This window comes from Sphingomonas sp., assembly GCF_042095875.1.
GTDB lineage: Bacteria > Pseudomonadota > Alphaproteobacteria > Sphingomonadales > Sphingomonadaceae > Sphingomonas.
In genome coordinates this window covers 170,506-194,760 of record NZ_JBELMJ010000001.1, presented here as the reverse complement: position 1 = coordinate 194,760, position 24,255 = coordinate 170,506, and the positions used below count along the sequence as shown (strand labels likewise).

The window sequence follows — 24,255 nt, the reverse complement described above, 5'->3', positions numbered from 1 at the left end:
GCGGCGGTACCGCGCCTCCTGTGTTATCCATGACCAGCACAGCTTACGCTAAGCCGCGCCACGCACAAGCACGACGTCGAGGTTCAGCACCCGATCGACCAGCGTCTTCTTGCCAATCGGCTTCTCGATCAGCGCGGCGATGCCACTGCTTAGCACGCGCGCGCGCTGCTCGGCGGCGAGCGGCGGCGTCAGCAGCGCCACCGGCGCGGGGCCGGCCGACGCGACCAGTGCGCTCAGCCCGCTCGCACCATCCAGAACGGTCCCGTCCGCGTCGACCATGACACGGTCGATCGGCCGCGCTCGCGCGAGATCGATCGCGGCCGGCAGATCAGCCGCGACGACCACCTCCCGCTCCGCCTCGAACAGCGCCTTCAGCATCGCGCGCGTGATCGGGTTGCCGACCACCAGCATCATCGGCGGCGCCGCATCGAAGTCGATGGGTGCCTCCGCCGCGATCAGCGGCAGGTGGAGCGTGAAGGTGGCGCCCTCCCCCAGCGCGCTCTCGACCCTCACGTCGCCACCCATTGCGCGCGACAGGCTGCGGCAGATCGACAGCCCCAGCCCGGTTCCGCCGAACCGTCGCGAGATGCCCTCTTCGCCCTGCCGGAACGAATCGAAGATGAGCTCGTGCGCGTCGGGCGCGATCCCGATCCCGGTGTCGGTGACGCGGATCGACAGGCGATCGACGCTGCACGTCGTCGCGACGCTGACGTAACCCGCCGAGGTGAACTTCACCGCGTTGGACAACAGGTTGAAGACGATCTGGCGAACCCGCGTCACGTCGCCGACGATCCAATTGGGGCATGAATCGATGTCGAGCAGGAAGCCGAGATGCTTGGCCTCCGCCTGTTCGCGCCACAGCCTGCACGCCTCGTCGACCGTTCGGCGCAGATCGAATGGCGTCGCCTCGATCGTCATCTTGCCCGTCTCGATCTTCGCCACGTCGAGGATATCGTCGACCAGCGCGCGCATCGTCATGCCCGCGCCGTGGACGACCGATAGCCGGTCGCGCATCGTCGGTTCGAGCGTGCGATCCGCGATCATCACCTCGGTCATGCCGAGGATGCCATTCAACGGCGTCCGGATCTCGTGGCTGGTCGCGGCCAGGAACTCGGTCTTGGCGGCGAGCGCGCGCTCCAGCTTGTCGCGCGCGACCTGCAACCGGTCGCGGCTGCGCCTCAGCGTCAGCATCGCGATGCCGAGCAGCAGCAAGATCACCGCGCCGGTCACGCCCGCCCCGACGAAGATCAGCCGCTCCAACCGAGCACGATCGCGCTCGTGTGCCACCGTCGCCTGCAACTCGCCCGCCTTCAACTTGGCGATGCGCAGTTCCTGGTTGGCGTAGTCGAAGCGCGCGGCGGCGAGCGCCGCACTGTTCGAGCGCGCGACCTCGGTCGCCTGATCGTCGAGTCGCTTGAGCGCTTTCAGGTGCGCGAGCGCCGCGGCAGGTTCGTTCAATGCGGTATAGATCGCGTAAGCGGTCTGGTGGTCGTCCCGCTCGGTCAGGATCGTCTGCGACAGATCGACGCCGGCGAAGCGCTCCTCGATCAGCCGACGCGCGCGCGGCAGATTGCCGTGCTGCAACGCCGATTGTGCGGCGAGGCGAACGAACATCGAATGGGCGAATGCGCTGTCCCGCCTCTGCGACAAGGCAAGCCCGCGCGCGATCGTCGCGTCGGCGGCGTTAAGTCGTTGCTGCAATAGATAGACGTTGGCCAGATTGCCCAGAATGATCGGCAGCGAGCCCGCGCCACCCATCTTCAGCGCGGCCCGCTGCGCGCCGGCGAAATCTCGCTCGGCCTGCGGATAGCGGCCGAGCGCGGTCAACGTCATGCCTCGGCCGTTAAGAATCGCGATGGCGAGACCAAGGTCCATGTCGTACGCGTTTATGGCCTGGCTGAAGTAACGAAGCGCGGCCGAGCGATCGCGCGCGCTATCGTACAGAAGTGCCAGCAGGATCAGCGCCTTGGCCCGGCTACGGTCCTCCTTCAGCTCCGCGAACAGCTCGTGCGCTTCCTGCACGGCGCGCAATGCCTGGGTGACTTGGCCAGTCTCGATCAGGAGACCGCCCTCGGAAAGCAGGATATCGCCGTAGAGCTTCGAGCGTGGAGCGATCGGCCGCGCTTTACGCCGAGCGAGATCGAGCAATCGCAACGCGGTGCGCGTGTCGTTCGCGCGTCCGGTAGCTTCACCGCGCAGCCAGAGTGCGGTCGCCTGCGATCGGTCTCGTGTGTCCGCCAGCGGAAACGAAGCCGCGATGGCTTGTGCGCGTCTGGCGGCAGTCTCGGCGGCGGCGGGTGATGTCAGCATCACCGCCTTCGCCTGATCGATTGCTTGGTCGAAGGCCTGCCGCTGCGGGCTAGTTCCAAGCGGTGCGGCAGCCAGCAACGTTGGCGCGGCGAGCACCATTGCCAGGCCGCGCAGGCGACGCGTCAGGCGCGCTTCCACGTCGCCGCCAGCCGGTTGAAGCTGCTGCGCGTGACTTCCGGCGTTCGGCGATGGCGGTCTTCGCGCATGAAGGTAATGAAGGCATCTAGCGCGACCGGCCGGCTGATCAGGAAACCCTGGATCATGTCGCACCCCATGACGGTCAGCAGCGCGAGCGCGGCATGCGTCTCGACACCCTCGGCGACCACCTCCATGTCGAGCGCGTGCGCCAGGTCGATCGTCGAACGCACGATCAACGGATCGCGGTTCGAGCTGGTCAGCTGGGTGACGAACAGCTTGTCGATCTTCAGTTCGCGCGCGGGCAATTGCTTCAGATAGGCCAGACTCGACAGGCCCGCGCCGTAATCGTCGATCGCGACCCGAATGCCGATGTCGGCGAAGCGTTGCAGGTTGGCGATCGCGCTTTCGGGATCGCGGATGACCGATGTCTCGGTGACCTCGAAGCCCAGGTCGACACCGCTCGCGCCGGCCATCCGGCACGCGCCGGCGACGAACGCGTCGTCGGACAACAGCTGGCCTGAGATGTTGACGAACAGACGCAGGTCGTAGCCGTGCGAGCGCATGACCTCGGCATCGCGGATCGCCTGCTCGATCGTCCACAACGTCAGCCGGTGGATCAGCCCCGCCTGTTCGGCGAGCGGGATGAAATCGCCCGGCAGGATCAGCCCGCGCGTCGGGTGCTGCCAGCGGATCAGCGCCTCGGCGCTGGTGATTTCCTGGCGCCGCGCGTGGACCTTGGGCTGGTAGAACAGCACCAGTTCGCCGCGATCGATCGCGACGCTGAGTTCCTCCGCCAGCTTCATCGCGTCGCGCGGCAACGCCCGTATAGCCTGGGTGACCGGCCGGTCCTGTTCGCGCGCGCTGGCGAGCGCCTGCTCGGCCTCTTCGGCCAGCAGCACCTCGTCCGCGTTCCACGCGCCGACCGCGCCGCCGATCACGATCTTGACCAAGTGGCGCTCGCCGTCGAGATCGAGCGGCGCCTTGAACGCGTCGCACGCGGCCAGCATCGTCGCAACCAGCCGATCGGGCGAGTCGTCCTCGACATCCAGCTCGATCAGGTTGCGACCGACCGCGCGAACCCGCGCCTCCGGCAGCGTCTGGCGCAGCCGCTCGGCCATGTCGTCGACCAGCACGTCCGCACGCGCGCAGCCCAGGTATCGACGCAAGTCGGCGAAATTGGCGGCTTCCACGAGTACGTGGAACCGCCAGGCCGACCGCGTCCGCGCGACCGCGCGGACCAGATGTGAACTGTCGAGGAGCGCGTCCATGTCCCCACGCTAGGGGGAAGAGTTGAACAATGACTTAACCACCGGAAAGATGGTTAACGGCGGCTCAGCGATATTGTGCGAAGCGTTAACTTCGCTTAACCAAGTCTCGCTCTCCGACGGGAGAGTTTTTCTGGGAGACTATCATGCTCGCATTCATTTTCGCGCTGATCACCGGGCCGCTCCTGAAGCCCTGGTAATAACAGCAGGTTCGAGCGTGTCCCTGGCTCTTCACCGAGCCACGGTTCGCTCGAACCACTTACTGTGACGCCGCCGATCACCTTGGCGGCGCATCTCTCTGTACAGTTACGCCGCGTCGCGCACCTTCGCGGATGCCGGGTTCGAGAACTCCATCGAGTCGCTGACCGATCCGAACCGAAGCGCCATGACGTCGAGCGCGTAATTCTGATTGAGCCGCCACGGTCTGCGATCACCCTGCTGCGGCAAATGCGCCAGCGCGCGCTGGATATAGCCGGACGAGAAATCGGCGAACGGTTGCGGCGTGATCTCGTCGTCGCCGATGCGCGGGGTCGCCTGCCGGACCTGCTTGCGACGCATCGCATTGAGCAACCGGCAGACGTAGCGCGCGACCAAATCGGCTTTCAACGTCCACGACGCGTTGGTGTAGCCGAACGTGAACGCGAGGTTGGGCACGTCGGAGAACATCATCCCCTTGTACTGCAGCGAATCGGCCAGCCGCACCGGCCGACCATCGATGCTGAACGAGGCGCCGCCCATCAACGCCAACTCGAGCCCCGTCGCGGTCACGACCACGTCGGCGGCGATCTCCTGACCGGAACGCAATCTGATCCCATGCTCGGTGAAGGTGTCGATCGTGTCGGTCACCACCGAGGCGTCGCCCCGCTTAATTGACGCGAATAGATCGGCGTCGGGGACGAGGCATAGCCGCTGATCCCACGGATTGTAGCGCGGCGTGAAATGCGTCGCGACGTCGTAGTCGGGGCCCAGGTGCTCGCGCACCATGCCGAGCAGCCGCTCCTTCGTCTTCTCCGGCCGCTTGCGCGCCAGGTTGAAGAACAGCATGCCGAACAGCACGTTCTTCCACCGCGTAATCCCGTACGCCACCTTCGACGGCAGCAGCGCGCGGATGCGATTGGCGATCGCATCCTCCGCGGGGCGCGACACGACGTAGGTGGGCGAGCGTTGCAGCATGGTCACGTGCGCTGCCTGCTTCGCCATCTCGGGCACCAGCGTCACCGCCGTCGCCCCGCTGCCGATCACAATCACCTTCTTGCCGCGATAGTCGAGGTCCTCGGGCCAGAGCTGCGGATGAACGATCTGTCCCTGGAAGTCTTCGGTGCCCGCGAAGGTCGGACTGTGTCCCTTGGCGTAATCGTAATAGCCCGAGCACATGTAGAGGAAGTTGCAGCGCAGCTGCCGCTGCTCGCCGCCGTGCTCGATCTCGAGCGTCCACGCCGCGTCGTCGGTCGACCAGGCGGCGCTCGTGACACGGTGATCGAACCGGATGTGGCGATCGACGCCGCTCTCCCGCGCGGTGTCCTCGATATACTCGCGGATCGACGGCCCGTCGGCGATCGCCTTCGCTTTGGTCCACGGCCTGAAATCGTAGCCGAGCGTGTGCATGTCGGAGTCGGAGCGGATGCCGGGATAGCGGAACAGGTCCCACGTCCCGCCGATCGCCCCACGCGCCTCAAGTATCGCGAACGTCCGGTCCGAGCAGTTCTTCTGCAGGTGATAGGCGGCGCCGATCCCTGACAGGCCGGCACCTACGATGATCACGTCGAACTGCTCGGTCATTGCCGGCTCCTCTTCCTCCCGCCGGCTTACACCTATGTCAGTAGCAAGGAAAGACCGATCGCTCAAAAGTCGCGCGAATACCGTAGCTGCACGTTCGATCCGCCGAACGACCCGGCCTGCGACAGCACGCTGATCGCCTTGGTCAGCGCGATCGTCAGCTGCGTCGCGGTGAAGCCGCGGGCGTCGGTGACGATCTCGATGTAGATGTCGTCGGTCAGATACTTGCCCGCCGCCAGCGACGTGCCGCGTCCGGTCGCCTCGTCGGCGCCCAGCACGCGCAACCGGTCGAACCCGGTCGCCGAGCGGAGCTTGCCGAGCGGGTTGAGCCCGCCGCCGCCCGATCCGCGCAGCGAGTTGAGCGCCGACGCCAGCTGGATTGCCTCCGTCGCCGACAGGTTCGCCGGGTTCGTGCCGAACAGTAGCCGGCTGAGCACCTCGTCCTGCGGCAGCGCGGGAGTGGAGGTGAAGGCGATCTGCGGTTGCTGGCCGGTGCCGGTGATCGCGATGTTGAACGTGACGCCGTTCTTGGTCGTGGTCGCCAGGATGTCGATGTCGGGATCGGTCAGCGCACCGCCGCGGAAGCGGATGCGTCCGCGCGACACCTCGAACCGGTTGCCCGCGAACGAGTAGGTCCCGCGCACGATGTCGAGTCCGCCCGCGATCGTCGGCGCCGCCGAGGTGCCGCCGATCCGCATGTCGGCCTCCCACTCGCTCTCCAGCCCCATGCCGGAGACGAACAGCTGGTTGTCGGCGTGGACGCGCAGGTCGAGCTTGAACAGCCCCACCGCGGGCGGGGTCGGACGGTCGGTCGGCCGCCCCTCGCGGATGTCGCTCTTGCGCCGCACGCCGGTCAGTTCCGGGACCTCCGCCGCGCCCTGGCGGATGATCTGGTAGCGCGCCTCTGGGATCGCGATGTCGCCGCTGATCAGCCCGCCGTTCGGGCCGTTCTGCACGCGCACCGTGCCCGTCGCGGTCGCGCCCAGCGCGTCCGACTTGGCGAGCCGCGCATTGTCGAGCCGCGCGGTTATGTCGATCGGGAAGCCCTGCGCCGCCGCGAGCCCGACCCGTCCCTGCGCCTGCACCGTCCCGTCGCCCGCGCGCGCGGACAGGTTGGTGAGCTCGAGCCGGTCGTTGTTGAACCGCGCCGCGATACGCATCTGCGATAGCCGCGTGCCGTACGTTTCGTTGTCGTAGGTCAGATTGTCGGCGCGGATCAGCCCGTTGATCCGCGGCGCGGACACGGTGCCACCGAAATCGGCCGCGATCGCGATCGGCCCCGACAATTGCTGCTCGGCGAGGCCGGCGAAGCTGAACAGCACGCCCGACGGTCCGTTGTAGCGGATCCCGCCCGACAGCGGCCCCTGCATCAGCCGCGTCGACCAGCTACCGCTGCCCGCGGGTGTGAGGCGCGTCACCAGCCTGCCGACCGTGGTGCCGCTGCGCTTGATCAGCGCGCGCCCCTCGCCCGCCGCCGCGTCGAGCCGACCCTGGAACACCACGTCGACCGGTTCCGACACCGCCGCCAGGCTGGATCGCGTGAAGTTGCTGACGTTGATCCGAACGTCCGCCTCCGGCACCGCATTCGCCGAGCGCTGGACGAAGTTGAGGCTGCCGGTCGCCTGCCCGCCGAGCCCGATGTCGGGCACGAAGGCGTTGGCGATCGCGAGATCTAGCCGGTCGAGCCGCACCTGCGCACTGGTCGCACCCCCGCCGTAGCGACCGGCGAGGCGGATGCTGCCCTGCGTGAAGTTGATGCGCGTCGGCTGGAGTTCGTAGCCGCCGCGGTTCGCGACCACGCGCGCCGGGTTGGCGGTGCGGAACGCGATGCCGTTGGCCTCGCCCTGCAAGGCGGCGAGATACTCGTCCGGCGAGAGCTTGGCATTGATCGCGACGCGGAACGGCACGCTGTTCGATCCGGTCAGCAACGCCTGCGCGCTGCCGCGCCCGCCGGTGTAGTTCACCTTGACGCGACCGGACTGGATCACAGTCGGACCGTAGCGCAGGTCGGCGACCTGCGCGTCGGCGACGACCGACGGCGTGTCGTAGAGCACGACCGTACCGTTGATGATCGCGCGACCGATGGTGAAATCGGTCATGCCCGGGATCTTCGCGGCATAGGCGCGCGCGTTGACGCTGGCGCGTTGATACTTGCCCTGCGCGCCCAGGTCGGCCGTGCCGGTGAGCCCCGATCCGGCGAAGCGCACCTGCCCCGCGAACGGACCGGCCGCGGTCTGCACGACGCGACCCGCGAAGTTGATGCCCGCGAACACGACGCGGCGCAGGTCGACGGCCAATTGGTTGCCGGGGGTCACCAGCACGTCCGCGGTGAACGGGCCGTAGTTCGTCCCGCCGGTCGCGTTGACCTGATAGGCGCCGCCCCGCCCGACGACGCGCGCGTCCAGGTTGGCCAGCCCGATGCCGACGCCCGGACGCGGCGCACGCAGACGCACGACCGGCGCATCGGTGGTGCCGGTCACGCGTGCGTAGAGCGGACCATATTGGGTCGAATAGGCGTCGGCGTCGACCAGCAACCCACCGCGTGGATCATAACGCCCCTGGCCCCGCGTGACACGGAACTGCGGCGCGTTCAGCCGCAGGTCGCTGAACGTCACGATCCCCTCGGGCGAGTAGCCGAAGCGCATGCTCGCGGTCGCGTTACCGCCCAGGAAGTTGCGCACGCCCTCGTTGAACAACTGCTTGGTGCGCAGCGCCACCCGGCCGTTGATCCCGAAGCCGCCGTTCGGCCCTGGCACCAGATTGGCATCGGTGGTCAGGTCGATGATCCCGACGCTCTCGACCCGAAAGTTGTTGACGCGCCCCTTCAACCCGCCGGTGTAGCGGCCCGTCGCGACGTTGGCGGCGATCACCGCGGTGGCGTCGATCGTGTCGGAGCGGATGCGCAGATTGTCCGACAGGACGTTCGGCATCGCGATCGCGAGGTCGCCGTCGATCCTGACGTTGGTGGTCAACCCGCCGAGCGCGGGATTGAGCCCGGTGATGCGGCGCGCACGCGCGTGGACCGGCACCAGGATGCGGTCGGCGTTCACCCGCGCCAGACCCTCGGCGTAGACGTTCTCGACGTTCGTCTCCGCGAAGCCGATCGAGGCCGCGCGTAGCTTGTAGTCGACGGTCGGCGTCGCGAATGGGCCGTTCAGCACGACGCGCGCGCGAACGTCGCGCCCGCGCAGGTTGGGCGCGATCGCGCCGGGCGTCAGCAGCGCGGCGTCGACCGCAAAATTGCCGAGTCGTGAGTTGGCGAGGTCGACCAGGCCGCCCGCGTCGACCGACAGGGCGTTCGACTTGAGCTTGATCCGCGTGTCGGCGCGACGCTCGCTCAGCCGCGTGTCGATCGCGACCTGCAACCCCGGCGCGGTCAGCCGCTCGACCGGCCCCTTCAGGTAGAGGCCCGGACGGGTCAGACCGTTGACCTGGAACCGTCCGTCGTTCGCCTGCACCGTCAGGTCGGCGAGCGTACCCGCGCCCAGCGTCGCGACGAGCTTGCCGCGCCAATCCTTCCAGCTGCCGCGACCGTCGATCGCCGCGGTCAGCGGCGCCTTCAGCCCCGCGACCTGCGCGATTGCACCGTTCGCGGGTGCTGCGATCCGCGCGCGGATATCGAGCTTGTTGTCGTCGGGCACCGCGTCGATCTTGACCCGCGCGGTGTCCCCGCCAGCGACGCCGGGACCGCGCAGCGCGACCGCGTCCACCGTCAGCTGCGCGCGGCGATCGGCGATGTGCGCCTGACCGTCGAAGCGCGCGATGTGCCGCTGCCCCGCGACCGGCGGCTCCATGACGAAGCGCGCGACCTGCAACCGCCCGATGTCGATGTCGAGATCCGGCAGGATTGGCGCGTTGGCGTCCTCGGGCTTGGGCGGCACCTCCTTCAGCTCGGGGTTGCGCCGCAGCGTGATCAACTGGCTCGTCGCGCTGCGCACGTCGACGTGGTTGTTGAGGTAATCGAACGGCCGCCAGTCGACGTCGATCCTGGGTGACGACAGGAAGGTGCCCTTGGGATCGTTCACGCGCACGTCGATCAGTGACATTTGCCCGTAGAGAGATCCCTCGATCCGCCCGACGCGGATGTTCAGTCCCGACTCGGTCGTGTAATCGCCGATCCGGTCGGCGACGAAGCGGCGACCCGGATCGGTGTTGATGCCCAGCACGATCGCGACCAGCAGCACCAGGATCGCGACCACCGCGATGCCGATCCACTTGAGCACGCGCTGCCACAACGGGCGCTTGGTGGTGATCACCTCTTCGGTCGGGAGCGTATCGTCAGTCATCAGAACGCCTGCCCGATCGAAATATAGAGCGCGATCTTCCCGTCGCCCTCGCGCGGGTTCAGCGGCGTCGCGACATCGACGCGCATCGGCCCGAAATTGGTGTAGAAGCGCCCGCCGATGCCGGCGCCGTAGCGCAGGTTCCCGCCCTTGGGGAACGTGCCCTCATACGCGTTGCCCGCGTCGAAGAACGGCACGATGCCGAAATCGCCGAAGCGATAGCGCGCCTCGATCGCGAACTCGTTGATGCTGCGCCCGCCGACCGGATTGCCTTCTGGATCGAACGGCCCGAGCCGCTGGTAGCCGTAGCCGCGCACCGACCCGCCGCCGCCGCCGTAGTAGCGCCGGGACGGCGCCAGGTCGTCGCGGTCGATGCCGAAGATCGCGCCTGCGCGCGTGCGCCCCGCGATCACCAGGCTGTCGTTGACGGGATAATAGCCCGTCGCCTCCACCATCGTGCGCGCGTACGGCCTCACACCGTCCGACACAGCACCTTCGGGGCTGACGTTCAGCTTCAGGCGATAACCCTTGGTCGGGTTGAGCAGGCTGTCAGACTGGTCGAACAGCACCTGGCCCGGCAGCGCGACGATCCCGTAATTGCGCCGACGTCGCCCGCCCGCCTCGAAATCATAGGTCTGCTCGTTGGTGCCGATCAGCTCGAACCCGAACGCGTAGGTCAGCGGCTTCTGCCAGATCGGCGTCGAATCGTAGCTGATCCGACCCGAGATCGTCGCGGTCACCGCGTTGAACGCGTCGTAATCCTGCCTGAGCACGCTGCCGAGCAGGTTGACCGTGCGGTCGCGCTTGCCCGCGTTCGAGCGGCGGAAGGTGACGGACGCGCCCTGCTGCTGCGTGCCGCCGACGCCGGTCACGATCAACGCGCCCTCCGGCGGGAACAGGTTGCGGTGCGTGAACGCCGCCTCGACCTTGACGCCCTCGCCGGTGCCGTAGCCGGCGCTGCCCGACAATGATCGGAACGGTCCCTTCGCCTGCCGTACCAGCAGGTCGACCTGCTCCGTCCCGTCGGGCCCAGGCTGGCCGGTGCGGACCGGCTCGACCGAGACGTTGGAGAACAGGCCCGTCGCGACCAGCGCCTGCCGCAGGTCGTCGGTCAGGCGGATGTCGTACAGCTGCCCCTGGTCGAAGCGCGGAAAGACGTTCAGATGCTCGACCGAGAACACCGGGTCGCCCTCCGTGCGGAGCTGACCGAACGACGCGCGCGGCCCGGTGTCGACCGGCAGCGTGTACGCGCCCTTCCACGTCTCGCCATCGAGCAGGATGTCGCGCTGGCCGACCTTGACGAAGGGATAGCCCTGCTGCGGCAGCTTCAGGCTGACGTTCGCTTCCGCACCCTGGATGCGCGCCGCCTCGATCGGGTCGCCGACCTTGAGCGGCAATTCGCGCTGCACCAGCCCCGCCGGCACCGTCTCGCCCGCCTTGATCTCGATCGAGCCGAGCGTGTAGATCTTGCCCGGCGTCGCGCTGACGATCGCGCGCAGCTTGTTATTCGTGCCCACCGCCGGCTGCTCCAGCGTCGATGCCGCCGTGCCGTCGTAATAGCCGATCGACTTCATCAGCCGCACGGCCAGGCTCTCGTCCTCGCGCGCACGCGCCGCGACCTGCGTGGCGTTGACGGCCTTGCCGTCGCCTTCCTTGAGCGCCGACAATGCGTTGAACTCGTCGGTCAGGTCGAGCGGATCGAGCCCGCGCACCACGGTCTCGTACGCGATCTCGGGCGCGTCGCGGTCGGTCGTATCGGCGGCGGTCTGCAACGGCACGGTGTTGAACGTCGACAACGGCTCGAGTGGCGCCGCCAGTTGCGGGTCGATCGGCGCGGGCGGCGGCAGCGTGCCGGGCGTGATCGGCTCCTGCGCCGCGGCCTGCGCGACCGGCGCGGCGGGTGTCGAGGTTGCGGTTGCGACGGGGCGCTGCGTCGACGTGGCGTCGAGCGGCATCGGCTCCAGCGGCGCGTTGATGTCGTTGCTGAGCGGCGGCAGCGCGCTGTTGAACTCGGCGTCGGGGATGATCGCGCCGTCGCCCTGACCGTCAGCCGCCGTCGCGCCGTCGGTCTGCGTCGCCGACCTCGGCGCATCGGGGCCGCGCGCGGGCGCGGTGCCGGGCTGGTTCATCTGGGCGAGCGCGGGCACCGCCGTCAGCGCGAGCGCGGACGTGGCGACCAGCAGTGTGATACGAAACGATGAACTCAACACACTCGCCCCTTTACGCGAGGCGTCGGTTGTACCGTTACACCCCCGTTTCATCAGCAACGCTTCTAGCCTCAATGGGTTGCCCGATCCTTTACCTACTTTTCAAGCGCGAAGGTTGGCATCCTCCGCCCGGCGAGCCTAAAGGCTGACGAAACGCGCTTGGGAGAGCACATGAACTTCGAGCTGGACGAAGACCATCGCATGATCGCCGACCTCGTGCGGCGGTTCGTCGAGGACGAGCTGGTGCCGCTCGAGGCAGGCGTGCTCGACCGCGCGATCGCGGGCGAGGAGGTGCAGCTCACGCCCGAGGAAACCGAGCGCGTCAACGCTGTCTCGCGCGAACTCGGGCTGTGGGGCCTCGACGCGCCGGAGGACGTTGGCGGACACGATCTGCCCGCGGTCGCGATGGTCGGCGTCAACGAGGCGATGGGCCGCACGATCGTGCCCTACACGCTGCCGCCCGACTCGCCCAACCTGCGCATGCTCGCCGCCACCGTCGACGATCGCCAGCGCGAGGCGTACCTCGCCCCCTACGTGCGCGGCGAGACCATCAGCGCGATCGGCATATCCGAACCCGGAGCAGGCGCCGATCCGGCGGGCATGAAGACCTACGCGGTCCGGGACGGCGACGACTGGATCATCAACGGTCGCAAGATCTGGATCACCAAGGCGAACCGCGCCGATTTCACCATCCTGATGGCGGTCACCGATCGCGAGAAGGGCGCGCGCGGCGGCATCAGCGCGTTCCTGGTCGACGGCGACGCACCCGGCTTCGAGGTCGTGCGCCCCATTCCCGTCATCGGCGGCGAGACGCTGTACGAGGTCGTGCTGGAGGACTGCCGCGTCCCTTCGTGGAAACTGCTCGGCACCGAGGGGCAGGGCTTCGCGCCGATGCAGCTGCGGCTCGCCACGCGCCGCGCGGAGATGGCGGCGAACGCGATCGGCATGGCGCAGCGCGCGCTCGACATGATGATCGACTACGCGCCGCAGCGCACCACCTTCGGAAAGCCCCTGTCCGAGCGGCAGACGGTGCAGAACTGGGTCTCCGACGCCGCGATCAAGCTCCACGCCGCGCGGCTGATGACCTACGATTGCGCGTGGAAGCTCGATCAGGGTCGCGACACCCGCACCGAGGTGTCGATGATCAAGAGCTTCGCGCTGGAAACCGCCTGGGAGGTGCTCGACCACGTTATGCAATGCTTCGGCGCGATGGGCATGACGCGCGAGATGCCGCTACAGCAGATGGCCGCGCGCATTCGGTTGATGCGTATCTACGACGGCCCGACCGAGATCCACAATTGGGTCGTCGCGCGCAACCTGTTGGGAACACGAGCATGAGAGAGCATATCTCGGTCGCCACGAGTGGTAACGTCGCGACCGTCGTGATCGATCGCCCGCCGCACAATCACGTCAACGCGGTGCTGGTCAACGCGCTCGCCGACGTGTTCGAGGAACTCGGCCACGACGACGAGGTCCGCGCGATCGTGCTTGCGACCGCCGGCAAGGTCTTCTGCGGCGGCGCCGACCTGACCGGCGACAAGCCGCTGGCGGACGAGAGCGGCGAGAGCGAGACGCCCGCGCTCTACCGCGGCGCCTATCGCCTGTTCGCCGCTAAGAAGCCGGTCGTGGTCGCCGTTCAGGGCGCGGCGGTCGGTGCCGGGCTCGGCTTGGCGCTCGTCGGCGACTTCCGCGTCGCCGCGCCGGAGGCACGCTTCTCCGCCAATTTCGTGACCCTCGGCTTCCACGCCGGCTTCGGCATCACCGCCACCCTGCCCCGCGTCGTCGGCGAGCAGCATGCCTCGCTGATGCTGCTGACCGGCCGCCGCGTGAAGGCGGAGGAGGCGCTCCGCTACGGCCTGGTCGACGAGATCGCGCCGCTCGAAGACCTGCGCGCGGCAGCCGAGCGGCTGGCGGGCGAGATCGCGCGCAACGCGCCATTAGCGGTAGAGGCGACGCGCGCGACGATGCGCGGCGACCTGGCCGAGGCGGTACGCACCCGCACCGAGCATGAGCGCGCCGAGCAGGACCGGCTGATGCAGACCGCCGACTTCCGCGAGGGCATCAAGTCGGTGGGGGAGCGCCGCGCGGGCGTGTTCGTGCGCGGCTGACGGTCGCGTCGCGCGTGCGATCGCTGGCCTGGGGGGAAAATAACCGCAGCCGCTGCGAAACATTTGCGACAAACGCCCGATAAGCGCATCTGGGACAGACAAGCTGCCATGGGCGACGCGCCCGTGAGCGTCATCACAGGCTGGCGGGTGAAAGATTGATCAAGCGTGACCAAGGGCGGCAGCGTCGCCTCCTGCTCGGCATGGCCGTGGCTCCCGCCGTTCTGGCGCTCGCCGCGTGCGGCGGCGGGGATGAGAAAGGCAAGGGCGGCGGCGGACGTGGCGGTCGCGGCGCCGGCGGCCCGGCGCAGGTCGGCTACGTGGTGGTGCAACCGACCGCCGTGCCGATGACGACCGAACTCGCCGGTCGCGTCGTCGCGTTCCAGAGCTCGGAAGTACGCCCGCAGGTATCGGGCGTGATCCAGCGCCGCTTCTTCACCGAAGGCTCGATCGTCCAGAAGGGCCAGCCGCTGTACCAGATCGACCCCTCGCTCTACCGCGCGTCCGCCAACGAGGCGCAGGCGAGCGTCGCCAACGCGCAGGCGACCGCGGAGGCCGCGCGCATCCGTGCCGAGCGCTACCGCCCGCTCGCCGAGATCGAGGCGATCAGCAAGCAGGATTACACCGACGCGGTCGCGACCCAGCGTCAGGCGCAGGCGCAGATCGCGCTCAACAAGGCGCAGCTCGACACCGCGCGCATCAACCTGCGGTTCACCACCGTGCCCGCGCCGATCACCGGACGGATCGGCCGCTCGCTGTTCACGGTGGGCGCGCTGGTCAGCGCGACGCAGACCGATCCGCTGACCACGATCCAGCAGCTCGATCCGATCTTCGTCGACATCCAGCAGTCCGCCGCCGAGCTCCTGTCGCTGCGCCGCGCGCTCGCCAGCGGCGGCTCGGTGCCCGCGCGCGCCGACGTGCGGCTGAAGCTGGAGGACGGCAGCGACTATGGCCTGGTCGGCAGCGTCGAGTTCGCCGAGGTCGTGGTCGACCAGTCGACCGGCACGGTGACGCTGCGCGCGCGCTTCCCGAACCCCAAGGGGCTGCTGCTGCCCGGCATGTTCGTGCGCGCGCAGTTCAGCCAGTCAATCGACCAGAACGCCTTCCTCGTGCCGCAGCAGGCAGTGTCGCGCGATCCCAAGGGCAACGCGACCGTGTGGCTCGTCGGCCCGGGCAGCAAGGCGATTCAGCGCGAGGTCGCGGCCGAGCGGACGCAGGGCGTCTATTGGGTCGTGACCGGCGGGCTGAAGAACGGCGACCGCATCATCACGCAGGGCACCGGCACATTGAAGCCCAACGCCCCGATCCGCCCCGTTCCCGCCAACACGCCGCAGCGCGTCGCCCCGCCGCCCTCCAAGGACGGCGACCCCGCCGCCGGTGGCTCGGGTAGCCGCGGTTCGGGTGGCCAGAGCAAGGCCGGCTGAGTGCTGTCACGCATCTTCATCGACCGCCCGATCTTCGCCTGGGTGCTCGCCATCATCGTGATGATGGGCGGCGTCGGCGCGATCCTGGGCCTGCCGATCGCGCAATATCCCGACGTCGCGCCGCCGCAGGTGTCGATCCGCGCGAGTTATCCCGGCGCCAACGCGCAGACGATCCAGAACTCGGTCACCCAGGTGATCGAGCAGCAGCTGACCGGCATCGACGGGCTGCTGTATTTCAGCTCGTCGTCCTCGTCGCGCGGGTCGGTGTCGATCAGCGTGACGTTCGAGAAGGGCACCGATCCCGACATCGCGCAGGTCCAGGTGCAGAACCAGATCCAGCAGGCGATCTCGCGCCTGCCGCAGCAGGTGCAGCAGCAGGGATTGACCGTCCGCAAATCGAACCCGGACAACCTGCTGATCGCGGGCGTCTACGACGTCAGCGACAAGATGACGAACCAGGACGTGTCCGATTACCTGGTGTCCAACCTCCAGGACCCGCTCGGCCGCGTGCAGGGCGTCGGCGACACCAACGTGTTCGGCGCGCAATATGCGATGCGCATCTGGCTCGATCCCGCGCGGCTGGCGAGCTACCAGCTGATGCCGAGCGACGTCATCACCGCGATCACCAACCAGAACACCGAGGTCGCCGCGGGTGAGGTCGGTGGCCAGCCGATGCCGTCGTCGCAGATGCTCAACGCCACCGTCACCGCGCAGTCGCGGCTCCAGACGCCCGCGCAGTTTCGCGAGATCATCCTGAAGACCACCGCCAGCGGCGCGACCGTGCGGCTGGCGGACGTCGGCCGCATCGAGCTCGGCGGAGAGAGCTACGCCGCGTTCAGCCGCGTCAACCGCCACCCGGGCGCGGGCATCGCGGTGCTGCTGGCGCCGGGCGCCGACGCGCTGGAGACCGCCGAACTGGTCAAGGCCGAGATCGCGCGCGTCGCCAAGACGTTCCCGCCGACGCTGCGGATCGCCTACGCCAACGACACCACCGACTTCATCAAGCTGTCGATCGAGGAAGTGGTCAAGACGCTGGTCGAGGCGATCATCCTCGTTGTCATCGTCATGTTCGTGTTCCTGCAGAGCTGGCGCGCGACGCTGATCCCGACGATCGCGGTGCCGGTCGTGCTGCTCGGCACCTTCGCGGTCTTCTATCTAGCGGGTTTCTCCATCAACACGCTGACGCTGTTCGGGCTCGTGCTCGCGATCGGCCTGCTGGTCGACGACGCAATCGTGGTGGTCGAGAACGTCGAGCGCCTGATGGAAGAGAACCCGGACATGAGTCCGCGCGACGCCACGATCGAGTCGATGAACGAGATCACCGTCGCGCTGGTCGCGATCGCGCTGGTGCTCTCCGCGGTGTTCCTGCCGATGGCGTTCTTCGGCGGGTCGACGGGCGTCATCTATCGCCAGTTCTCGCTCACCGTCATCTCGGCGATGATCCTGTCGGTGCTGGTCGCGGTGGTGCTCAGCCCCGCGCTTACCTCGACGCTGCTCAAGGCCAGGCACGACGAGGACGGCAACGTCCGCGAAACGTGGCTCGGCCGCCGCGCGCCCTGGGTCGCGGACAAGTTGGAGCAGGGCAAGAACTGGTTCAATGACACGTTCGATCGCGGCGTGAAACGCTACACCAACGCGGTCGAGCACGTGATCGATCACCGCTGGATCTTCGTGCTAATCTACTGCGCGCTGCTGGCGCTGCTCGCCTTCCTGTTCCTGCGCCTGCCCACCGGCTTCCTGCCGACCGAGGATCAGGGCGGCGCGATCGTGCAGTTCCGCCTGCCCGCCGGTGCGACGCGCGGGCGTACCGAGGAGGTGCAGCGTCAGGTCGAGCAGTATTTCGCGCGCAACGAGGGCTCGAAGATCCGCACGTTGTTCAGCGTCGCGGGCGGCGGCGGCGGTGGCACCAGCGGGCAGAACACCGGACAGGCGTTCATCTCCTTCGTCGACTGGGCGAAGCGCACCGACAAGGCCGACAGCGCCGACGCGATCGTCGCGCGCGCGTCCGCCGCGTTCCGCGGCCTGCGCGACGCGCAGGTGTTCGCGCTCGTGCCGCCGGCAATCCGCGGCCTCGGCCAGTCCGAGGGCTTCACCATGGAGCTTCAGAACGCCAGCGGGATGAGCCAGGAGAAGTTCAACGAGGCGCGCGACGAGCTGCTGGCGAAGGCGAACGCCGATCCGCAGTTGTCGGGCGTCCGCCTGACCGAGCTCCCCGACATCGGCACGCTTCAGGTCAACGCCGACGCGCAACGGCTCGCCGCGCTAGGGCTGAGCCAGGCCGACGTCAACACCACGCTGTCGACCGCCTGGGGCGGACGCTACGTCAACGACTTCATCGACCGCGGCCGCGTCAAGCGCGTGTACGTCCAGGGCGACGCGCCGTACCGCGCCGAGCCGGAGGACCTGTACCAGTGGTTCGTGCGCAACAGCGCGGGCACGATGGTCCCCTTCTCCTCCTTCGCCACGCTCAGCTGGTCGCAGGCGCCGACGACGCTGTCGCGCTTCAACGGCATCCCGAGCTACGAATTCCAGGGCCAGGGCGCCGACGGCGTCAGCTCGGGCGACGCGATGGAGCGGATCGCGGCGCTCGCGCGCGAGATACCGGGGACCAGCATCGCCTGGGCCGGCATCTCCTATCAGGAACGACTGTCCTCGGGTCAGGCGCCGCTGCTCTACGGCCTGTCGATCGTCGTCGTTTTCCTCTGCCTCGCCGCCTTGTACGAGAGTTGGACGATCCCGATCGCGGTGCTGCTGGTCATCCCGCTCGGGCTGATCGGCGCGGTGGTCGCGGTGACGCTGCGCGGCCTGACCAACGACGTCTATCTCCAGATCGGGTTGCTGACGACGATGGGGCTGGCGGCGAAGAACGCGATCCTGATGATCGAGTTCGCCGAGCAGGCGGAGAAGAAGGGCGCGCGCGTCATCGACGCGGCGCTTGAATCGGCGCGGCTGCGTCTGCGCCCGATCCTGATGACCAGCCTCGCCTTCATCTTCGGCGTGCTGCCGCTCGCGATCTCGACCGGTGCGGGCGCCAACAGCCGCATCGCGATCGGCACCGCGGTGATCGGCGGCATGTTGACCGCGACCGTGCTGGCGATCTTCTACATCCCGCTATTCTTCGTGCTGGTGCGCCGCGGCACGCGCGACGGGATCAAGGGCCTGCGCCGCGGTGCCGACCCGAGCGATCCCGATGGCGGCGACGATCCCAAGGATCAGCCGCCCGCGCCGCAGCTTCCCGCCCCCGCGGGCCACCCCGCTTTGCCCGCACCGGACCACGCCTGATGCGCCCGACGTTCCGCCTGTCCGTTACCCTGCTGGCTGCCAGCACGCTCACCGCCTGCTCGCTCGCGCCGACCTACGTTCGCCCAGTGCCGCCGGTGCCGGCGTCCTGGCCGGTCGGCGACGCCTATCTGCGCCAGACGGAGGCGCCGCTGCCCAGCGTCACCTACCGCGACGTCTTCCGCGACGTGCGGCTGCAGCAGATTATCGATCAGGCGCTGGTCAACAATCGCGACCTGCGCGTCGCGGTCGCCAACATCGAGGCGACGCGCGCACAATATCGCATCCAGCGTGCAGACCTGCTGCCGCAACTCGATGCGACCGGCTCGTACAGCTTTCGCCGGAGCAGCAACTCGGGCGTCACCACCGGCGTGCCGATCGGTCCGGGCAACACCGGCGGCAACGGAACCGGGACGGGAGGCACGGGCGCGGGAGGCGTCGGACCCGGCGGCGCCGGCACGGGCACCGGCGGCACGGGGGTTGGCGGCACCACCAATTTCTCGAACAACCGCAGCAACTTCAACGTACAGCTCGGCGTAACCGCGTTCGAGATCGACCTGTTCGGGCGCGTCCGCTCGCTCACCAGCGCGGCGCTCAACCGTTACTTCGGGCAGGAAGCGACCGCGCGCGCGACGCGGCTGACGCTGGTCGGCGACATCGCCACCGCCTGGGTCACCTACGGCTCCGACGCCAGCCTGCTCAAGATCGCGGAGGACACCGCGACCAGCGCGCAGCGCAGCGTGCAACTGACGCGCGCGCGGCTCGCCGGCGGCGTGTCACCGCGCAGCGACGTGCGCCAGGCCGAGCAGGTGCTCGAAACCGCGCAGGCCGACCTAGCGCAGCAGCGCACGCTGCTGGCGCAGGACGTCAACGCGCTCCAGCGCCTCGTCGGTGCGCCGGTCGACCCCACGCTTCTGCCCGCGTCGATCGACGACGCGACGACCAAACTCGGCGAACTGCCGGCCGGACTGGACTCGGGCATCCTGCTGCGTCGTCCCGACGTCGTCCAGGCCGAGTACGAGCTGCGCGCCACCAACGCAGAGATCGGCGCTGCGCGGGCCGAGCTGTTCCCGCGCGTCGCGCTGACTGCGGTGGTGGGCTTCGCCAGCACCGCGCTGCGCACCCTGTTCTCGGGCGGCGCGTTCAACTATTCGGTCGCGCCCAACGTCAGCTACCCGATCTTCCGCGCCGGTGCGGGCCGCGCGGGCGTCGACTTCTCTCAGGCGCAGCGCGACGCGGCGCTCGCCACCTACGAGGGCACGATCCAGACCGCGTTCCGCGAGGTGTCCGACGCGCTTGCGCGGCGCGGCACCATCACCGATCAGCTCTCCGCCAATCGCCGCTTCCTCGACGCAGCCAGCGACACGCTGCAACTCGCCAACGCGCGCTACCGGGGCGGAATCGACACCTACCTCACCAGCCTGGACGCGCAGCGCTCCTTCTACACCGCGCAGCGCACCGTGGTGCAGACGCAGCTGGTGCGCGCGTCCAACCTCGTCACGCTCTACCAGACGCTCGGCGGCGATTCGCAGCTCGAAGCCACGGAGCGCGGACCGGTCACCCCAACCGAGCCGGCAGGCGCTGTCACTCAGCCGTAATCGGTGCGGGCAGTACACACCCGGCCGACCTCCCTTCCGGATGTTTGCTCGGCCAGATGACAGCGGCGCAAGGCGACCCGCCACCTGGCCGAGCAATCCGAACGTCAGGCAGAGGCGTCGGTCAGCACGGCCGGGCCGACCGGTTTTGCCCGGCCGAACCGCGTCCGCTCAGCCCGACTTGCCGCTTTGCATCGGCGACACCGCGTCGCGACCGAACTTCATGATCAGCTCGCCGATCTCGCGCGCCTGGTTCATCGAACGCTGCGACTGCTCGCGCAGGTAGTCGCCCTGGATGCGCATGACGTCGCTCAGGTCCTTCGCCTGCGCCGCCGCGCGCATCGCCGCGAAGGCTTCCTGCGCGTTCGCCTGCGCCTGGTCGATCATCGCGACACCCAGGCTCGACGTATTGTCCGCCATCTTCTGCCCCGACGCGCGCATCGTCTCGCCCGCATTCTTCACCTGATCGCCGAAAGCCGCCCCCGATGCCGCCTGCTGATCGTTCGCCATCATCCACTCCTTCGCGTTGCCTGCAGCGTCAACGGCGCGCGCGGGCGCGGGTTGCAGGTCGTCACTTGCCGAACCCGAACACGTCCTGGTGGAAGCGTCCCTCGGCAATCAGCTGCTCGAGCCACGCCGAGCCCTGCGCGTGCTCGCCGCCGACCTGTTGCATCCAGATGCGCACCAATGTGTCGCGCACCGCGGGCGCCATGTAGCGCCCATCGCCGCACAGGAACACGCTCGCCCCCGCCTCCAGCGCGCGCCATACGCGCTCCTGCTCGGCCCACAGCGCGTCCTGCACGAACCGCCACGGATGCGACGGCACCGCGGAGAAGGCGAGGTGCAGCTCGACCAGCCCCTGCGCCGCCCAAGCCTCCATCTCGTCGCGGCAGAACCAGTCGTGTTCGGGGTGACGGCAGCCGAAGAACAGCAGGCTGGTCGCAACCTGCTCGCCAGCGGCCGCCTGCGCCGCACGCTCCTGCAGGAACCCGCGCAAGGGCGCGAAGCCGGTGCCCGGTCCGATCAGGATCATCGGCTGCGCGGGGTCGGCGGGCGGCGCGAACGGCGGGTTGGGCCGCCGCACGTAGCCGAAGACGTGCTCGCCAGGCTCCAGCGCCTTCATGTAGTCCGAGGCGAATCCGCGATGCTCGCCCAGCCCCGACCAGGCGGGCGCCGCGATCGTGCCGACGATCAGGTCGGCGACTTCCGGCGAGACGAGCGGCGACGACGCGATCGAGTAGAATCGCGGCTGAATCGCCGACGACCAGTCGATCAACTGGTCGAGCGTCACCACCGCTGCCGGGTTTCGCTCGACAACGTCGAGCAGCGAAACGCGCTTCTCGGCGACCTGCGCGTCGTAATCGGCCTCCAGCGCCGCCAGCGCCGCAACCGTGTGCGGGCACCGCGTCGCGCCGCGCAGCGCCGCGAGCGCGCGCCGCGACACGGCTTCCGACAACTCGACGAAGTCGGTCAGCAGTTGCGCGACCGTCACCGTTTCCTTGAGCGGCAGGTGCTTGAACCGCCCGCCCTGCGCGTCGACGCGCACCTGGCTCGCACCGTTCACGCCCAGCAGGTCGAGCGCACGCGCGACCAGTTCGGACCGGTTGCGCGCGTAGATGGCGACGTGATCGCCCGCGGCGTACTGCTGCCCCTCCGGCAGGCGAACGCGGATCAGCCGGGTCGATGGCCGTGGCGGCTCCTGCGCGAAGTCCCATAGCCCGTCCGCCGGCCGCACCAGCTCGTCGTTGGCGACGATCTCCAGCCGCTGCGCGTGCTCGGGCAGCGCGCGCGCGCGCGTCTCGGCCGCGTCGACCGGCATCAGCGACAGCGTCGCGCTGCTCGCCGCCGGCTCGGCGGTCGCACCGAGCGCCTGCCACAGGTCGCGCACGAACGCGGCCACCGCGCCGTCGAAGTCGCCCTGCCCGTCCGCTTCGCCGCGCGGTACCAGTCGATCGCCGCCCGCGCGCGCGATCGCCGCATCGACGCGGCTCGGGAATGCTTGGAAGTTCGGCCACTGGCTGTTGCCGATTCCGAGCACCGCGTAGCGCGCACCCGACCAGTCCGCGTCGTCGAAGGCGCCCGCATCGAGCGCGCGCTCAACCTCCACCGCGCTATCGGGCGCGCGCCCGTTGTAGGTCGCGGTGACGATCACGATCACCTTGTCGGCGGGCGCCGCGCCGCCCTTGAAGCCCTCGTCGATCGAGCGCACGACGACGTCGAACCCGTCGGTGCGCGCGCGCTCGGCGATCTCCTCCGCCACGTCGCGCGCGGTGCCGAGCGAGGTGCCGTAGAGCAGCACGAACCGCTGCCCCGACCCCGCCACCGCGCCGACCTCGGCCACCTCATGGGGCGACGCCGCCTCACCCAGCTGCAACCGCTCGTGGGGCCCGCGCAGCCGCACGCGCATCGTGAACTCGTCGGGCTTGATCGACAGCGTTTCCTTGACCCGCAATTTGTAGCTGTGCGGGTCGCTGATCGCGAAGCGGCGCAGCAGCATGGCGAGCGCGATCTTCGCCTCGACCATTGCGAACTGCCGCCCGATGCAGGCGCGCTCGCCGTTGCCGAACGGCTTGTAGGCGTGCGGGTGGCGCGCCGCCTCCGCCTCGGGCAGCCAGCGGTCGATATCGAACTCTTCCGGATCGTCCCACGCGCCCGCCGCGCGGTGCAGGCCGGGCGTGAAGACGTTGACCGGCCGATCCTTGCGCATCCGCCAGCCCGGCTCGCCATCGCCCACGCCGATCACCTGATCCTCGAACGGCGCGACGCTGAACGCCGGCGCGGTCGGCCACAACCGCAGCGCTTCCTTCAGGATGCGCTCGATCACCTCCAGCTTGGCGACGTGGGTGTAATCGGGCGGCGTGTCACCCGGCAGCACCCGGTCGACCTCTGCATAGGCCTGCGCCAGCACCGCGGGGTTGCGCAGCAGGTAGGTGAAGGCGAACGTCAGCATCCCCGACGTCGTCTCGTGCCCCGCGATCAGGAAGGTCAGCACCTGATAACGGATGTTGAGGTCGTCCAGCCCCTCGCCCGTCTCCGGATCGACCGCGGTCAGCATCAGGTTGAGCAGATCGCGGCCATCGTTGGGGTTCACCCGCCGATCCGCGATGATCCCGTCGACCAGCGCGTTCATCTCCGCGATGTCGGCCTCGTACTGCGCCGCCGCGCGCCTGGCGAAGCGCCGCTGGATCGGCAGCCGCGTGATGACGTTGAGCGCCTCCGACAAGGCGCGCCCCAGCGCGACGAGAAAGCTGTCGAGCTCGTCGCGCTCGAACGAGTTGAAGCGGTGGCCGAACCCCGCGATCGCGATCGAATCGAGCGTGAGGCGCGTCATGTCGTCGGCGACGTGGACGTCCGTACCCGCCGCGCGCGTCCACTTGGCGACCAGCTGGTCGCACACCTCGACGATCATGTCGAAATAGCCGCGCATCGCGCGGTGCGAGAAGGCGGGCAGCAGGATGCGGTGCGCCTTGCCCCAGTTCGGCTCCTCGCTGAACGCGGTGAACAGCCCATCGCCCGCGAATTTACGCACCACGCGCAGCGCCGGCCCCGGCATCTTGCGGAAGCGCGTCTCGTCCGACAGCTCGGCGACCAGATCGGGATCGGTGACGAAGATCGACACCCGGCTGCCGAAGCGCAGCTTGAAGATTCCCTGCGGCATGTCGCGGCTGACGCGCAGCAGGTGACCGATCAGCCCGACGCGCGCGATCTGGTGCAGGTGGCCGATCACCGGCAGCGCGGCCGGCATCGGCACGGCTGCGGCGGCGGGTATGTCGTTGGCTTTGCTCGCCATGTCTGCGAATGCTCCGTTGCGCTGCGCTGCTCCTCAACACAGCGCTCGCGCCCGCGCAAGTTGCCGCGACGGCAGGCTGGCGG

12 protein-coding genes are annotated in these 24,255 nt (G+C 68.8%); 5 read left to right on the top strand and 7 right to left on the bottom strand.

Annotated elements, in window-relative coordinates; translation table 11 throughout:
* Positions 1 to 48: 48 nt before the first annotated feature.
* The 5 genes from ACFDS6_RS00930 to ACFDS6_RS00910 form a co-directional block, all read right to left on the bottom strand.
* The gene (locus ACFDS6_RS00930) at positions 49 to 2,448 is read right to left on the bottom strand and encodes an ATP-binding protein (RefSeq protein ID WP_375270224.1); all 2,400 of its coding nucleotides are present in this window, start codon (positions 2,446 to 2,448) and stop codon (positions 49 to 51) included.
* Positions 2,433 to 3,716, bottom strand: coding sequence for an EAL domain-containing protein (locus ACFDS6_RS00925; RefSeq protein ID WP_375270223.1), 1,284 nt, complete (start codon positions 3,714 to 3,716; stop codon positions 2,433 to 2,435). Before ACFDS6_RS00925 ends, ACFDS6_RS00930 begins: the two co-directional genes overlap by 16 nt.
* Before the next feature lie 303 nt (positions 3,717 to 4,019).
* Entirely contained in the window at positions 4,020 to 5,492 is a 1,473-nt protein-coding gene (locus ACFDS6_RS00920; RefSeq protein WP_375270222.1) for a flavin-containing monooxygenase, read from the bottom strand.
* Between the two features lie 62 nt (positions 5,493 to 5,554).
* Positions 5,555 to 9,775: a translocation/assembly module TamB domain-containing protein gene (locus ACFDS6_RS00915; RefSeq protein WP_375270221.1), complete on the bottom strand. Its 4,221-nt coding sequence runs from the start codon at positions 9,773 to 9,775 to the stop codon at positions 5,555 to 5,557.
* Positions 9,775 to 11,901, bottom strand: coding sequence for an autotransporter assembly complex family protein (locus tag ACFDS6_RS00910; RefSeq protein ID WP_375270246.1), 2,127 nt, complete (start codon positions 11,899 to 11,901; stop codon positions 9,775 to 9,777). The genes ACFDS6_RS00915 and ACFDS6_RS00910 overlap by 1 nt, the downstream gene beginning before the upstream one ends.
* Positions 11,902 to 12,150: 249 nt before the next feature.
* Here ACFDS6_RS00910 and ACFDS6_RS00905 point away from each other — a divergent pair, with 249 nt between their 5' ends.
* From ACFDS6_RS00905 to ACFDS6_RS00885, 5 genes are all read left to right on the top strand, one after another.
* On the top strand, positions 12,151 to 13,317 hold the full coding sequence (locus ACFDS6_RS00905) for an acyl-CoA dehydrogenase family protein (RefSeq protein ID WP_375270220.1): 1,167 nt from the start codon (positions 12,151 to 12,153) through the stop codon (positions 13,315 to 13,317).
* On the top strand, positions 13,314 to 14,087 hold the full coding sequence (locus ACFDS6_RS00900; protein WP_375270219.1) for an enoyl-CoA hydratase/isomerase family protein: 774 nt from the start codon (positions 13,314 to 13,316) through the stop codon (positions 14,085 to 14,087). The genes ACFDS6_RS00905 and ACFDS6_RS00900 overlap by 4 nt, the downstream gene beginning before the upstream one ends.
* Positions 14,088 to 14,287: 200 nt before the next feature.
* On the top strand, positions 14,288 to 15,508 hold the full coding sequence (locus tag ACFDS6_RS00895; RefSeq protein ID WP_375270245.1) for an efflux RND transporter periplasmic adaptor subunit: 1,221 nt from the start codon (positions 14,288 to 14,290) through the stop codon (positions 15,506 to 15,508).
* Positions 15,509 to 18,790, top strand: coding sequence for an efflux RND transporter permease subunit (locus tag ACFDS6_RS00890; RefSeq protein ID WP_375270218.1), 3,282 nt, complete (start codon positions 15,509 to 15,511; stop codon positions 18,788 to 18,790).
* The gene (locus ACFDS6_RS00885; RefSeq protein ID WP_375270217.1) at positions 18,790 to 20,385 is read left to right on the top strand and encodes an efflux transporter outer membrane subunit; all 1,596 of its coding nucleotides are present in this window, start codon (positions 18,790 to 18,792) and stop codon (positions 20,383 to 20,385) included. Before ACFDS6_RS00890 ends, ACFDS6_RS00885 begins: the two co-directional genes overlap by 1 nt.
* A 168-nt stretch (positions 20,386 to 20,553) precedes the next feature.
* On the opposite strand, the gene ACFDS6_RS00880 is transcribed toward ACFDS6_RS00885, so the two are convergent.
* Both ACFDS6_RS00880 and ACFDS6_RS00875 read right to left on the bottom strand, forming a co-directional pair.
* Entirely contained in the window at positions 20,554 to 20,892 is a 339-nt protein-coding gene (locus tag ACFDS6_RS00880; protein ID WP_375270216.1) for a phasin family protein, read from the bottom strand.
* 61 nt (positions 20,893 to 20,953) lie between these two features.
* Entirely contained in the window at positions 20,954 to 24,172 is a 3,219-nt protein-coding gene (locus ACFDS6_RS00875; protein WP_375270215.1) for a cytochrome P450, read from the bottom strand.
* Between the last annotated feature and the right edge of the window lie 83 nt (positions 24,173 to 24,255).

What these genes read in the sequence shown, in the direction of transcription:
- ACFDS6_RS00880 (WP_375270216.1), bottom strand. Translation starts at nt 20,892, where the DNA reads ATGGCGAACGATCAGCAGGCGGCATCGGGGGCGGCTTTCGGCGATCAG.
- ACFDS6_RS00905 (WP_375270220.1), top strand. Translation starts at nt 12,151, where the DNA reads ATGAACTTCGAGCTGGACGAAGACCATCGCATGATCGCCGACCTCGTG.
- ACFDS6_RS00925 (WP_375270223.1), bottom strand. Translation starts at nt 3,716, where the DNA reads ATGGACGCGCTCCTCGACAGTTCACATCTGGTCCGCGCGGTCGCGCGG.
- ACFDS6_RS00895 (WP_375270245.1), top strand. Translation starts at nt 14,288, where the DNA reads ATGGCCGTGGCTCCCGCCGTTCTGGCGCTCGCCGCGTGCGGCGGCGGG.
- ACFDS6_RS00900 (WP_375270219.1), top strand. Translation starts at nt 13,314, where the DNA reads ATGAGAGAGCATATCTCGGTCGCCACGAGTGGTAACGTCGCGACCGTC.
- ACFDS6_RS00915 (WP_375270221.1), bottom strand. Translation starts at nt 9,775, where the DNA reads ATGACTGACGATACGCTCCCGACCGAAGAGGTGATCACCACCAAGCGC.
- ACFDS6_RS00885 (WP_375270217.1), top strand. Translation starts at nt 18,790, where the DNA reads ATGCGCCCGACGTTCCGCCTGTCCGTTACCCTGCTGGCTGCCAGCACG.
- ACFDS6_RS00875 (WP_375270215.1), bottom strand. Translation starts at nt 24,172, where the DNA reads ATGGCGAGCAAAGCCAACGACATACCCGCCGCCGCAGCCGTGCCGATG.
- ACFDS6_RS00910 (WP_375270246.1), bottom strand. Translation starts at nt 11,901, where the DNA reads ATGAACCAGCCCGGCACCGCGCCCGCGCGCGGCCCCGATGCGCCGAGG.
- ACFDS6_RS00920 (WP_375270222.1), bottom strand. Translation starts at nt 5,492, where the DNA reads ATGACCGAGCAGTTCGACGTGATCATCGTAGGTGCCGGCCTGTCAGGG.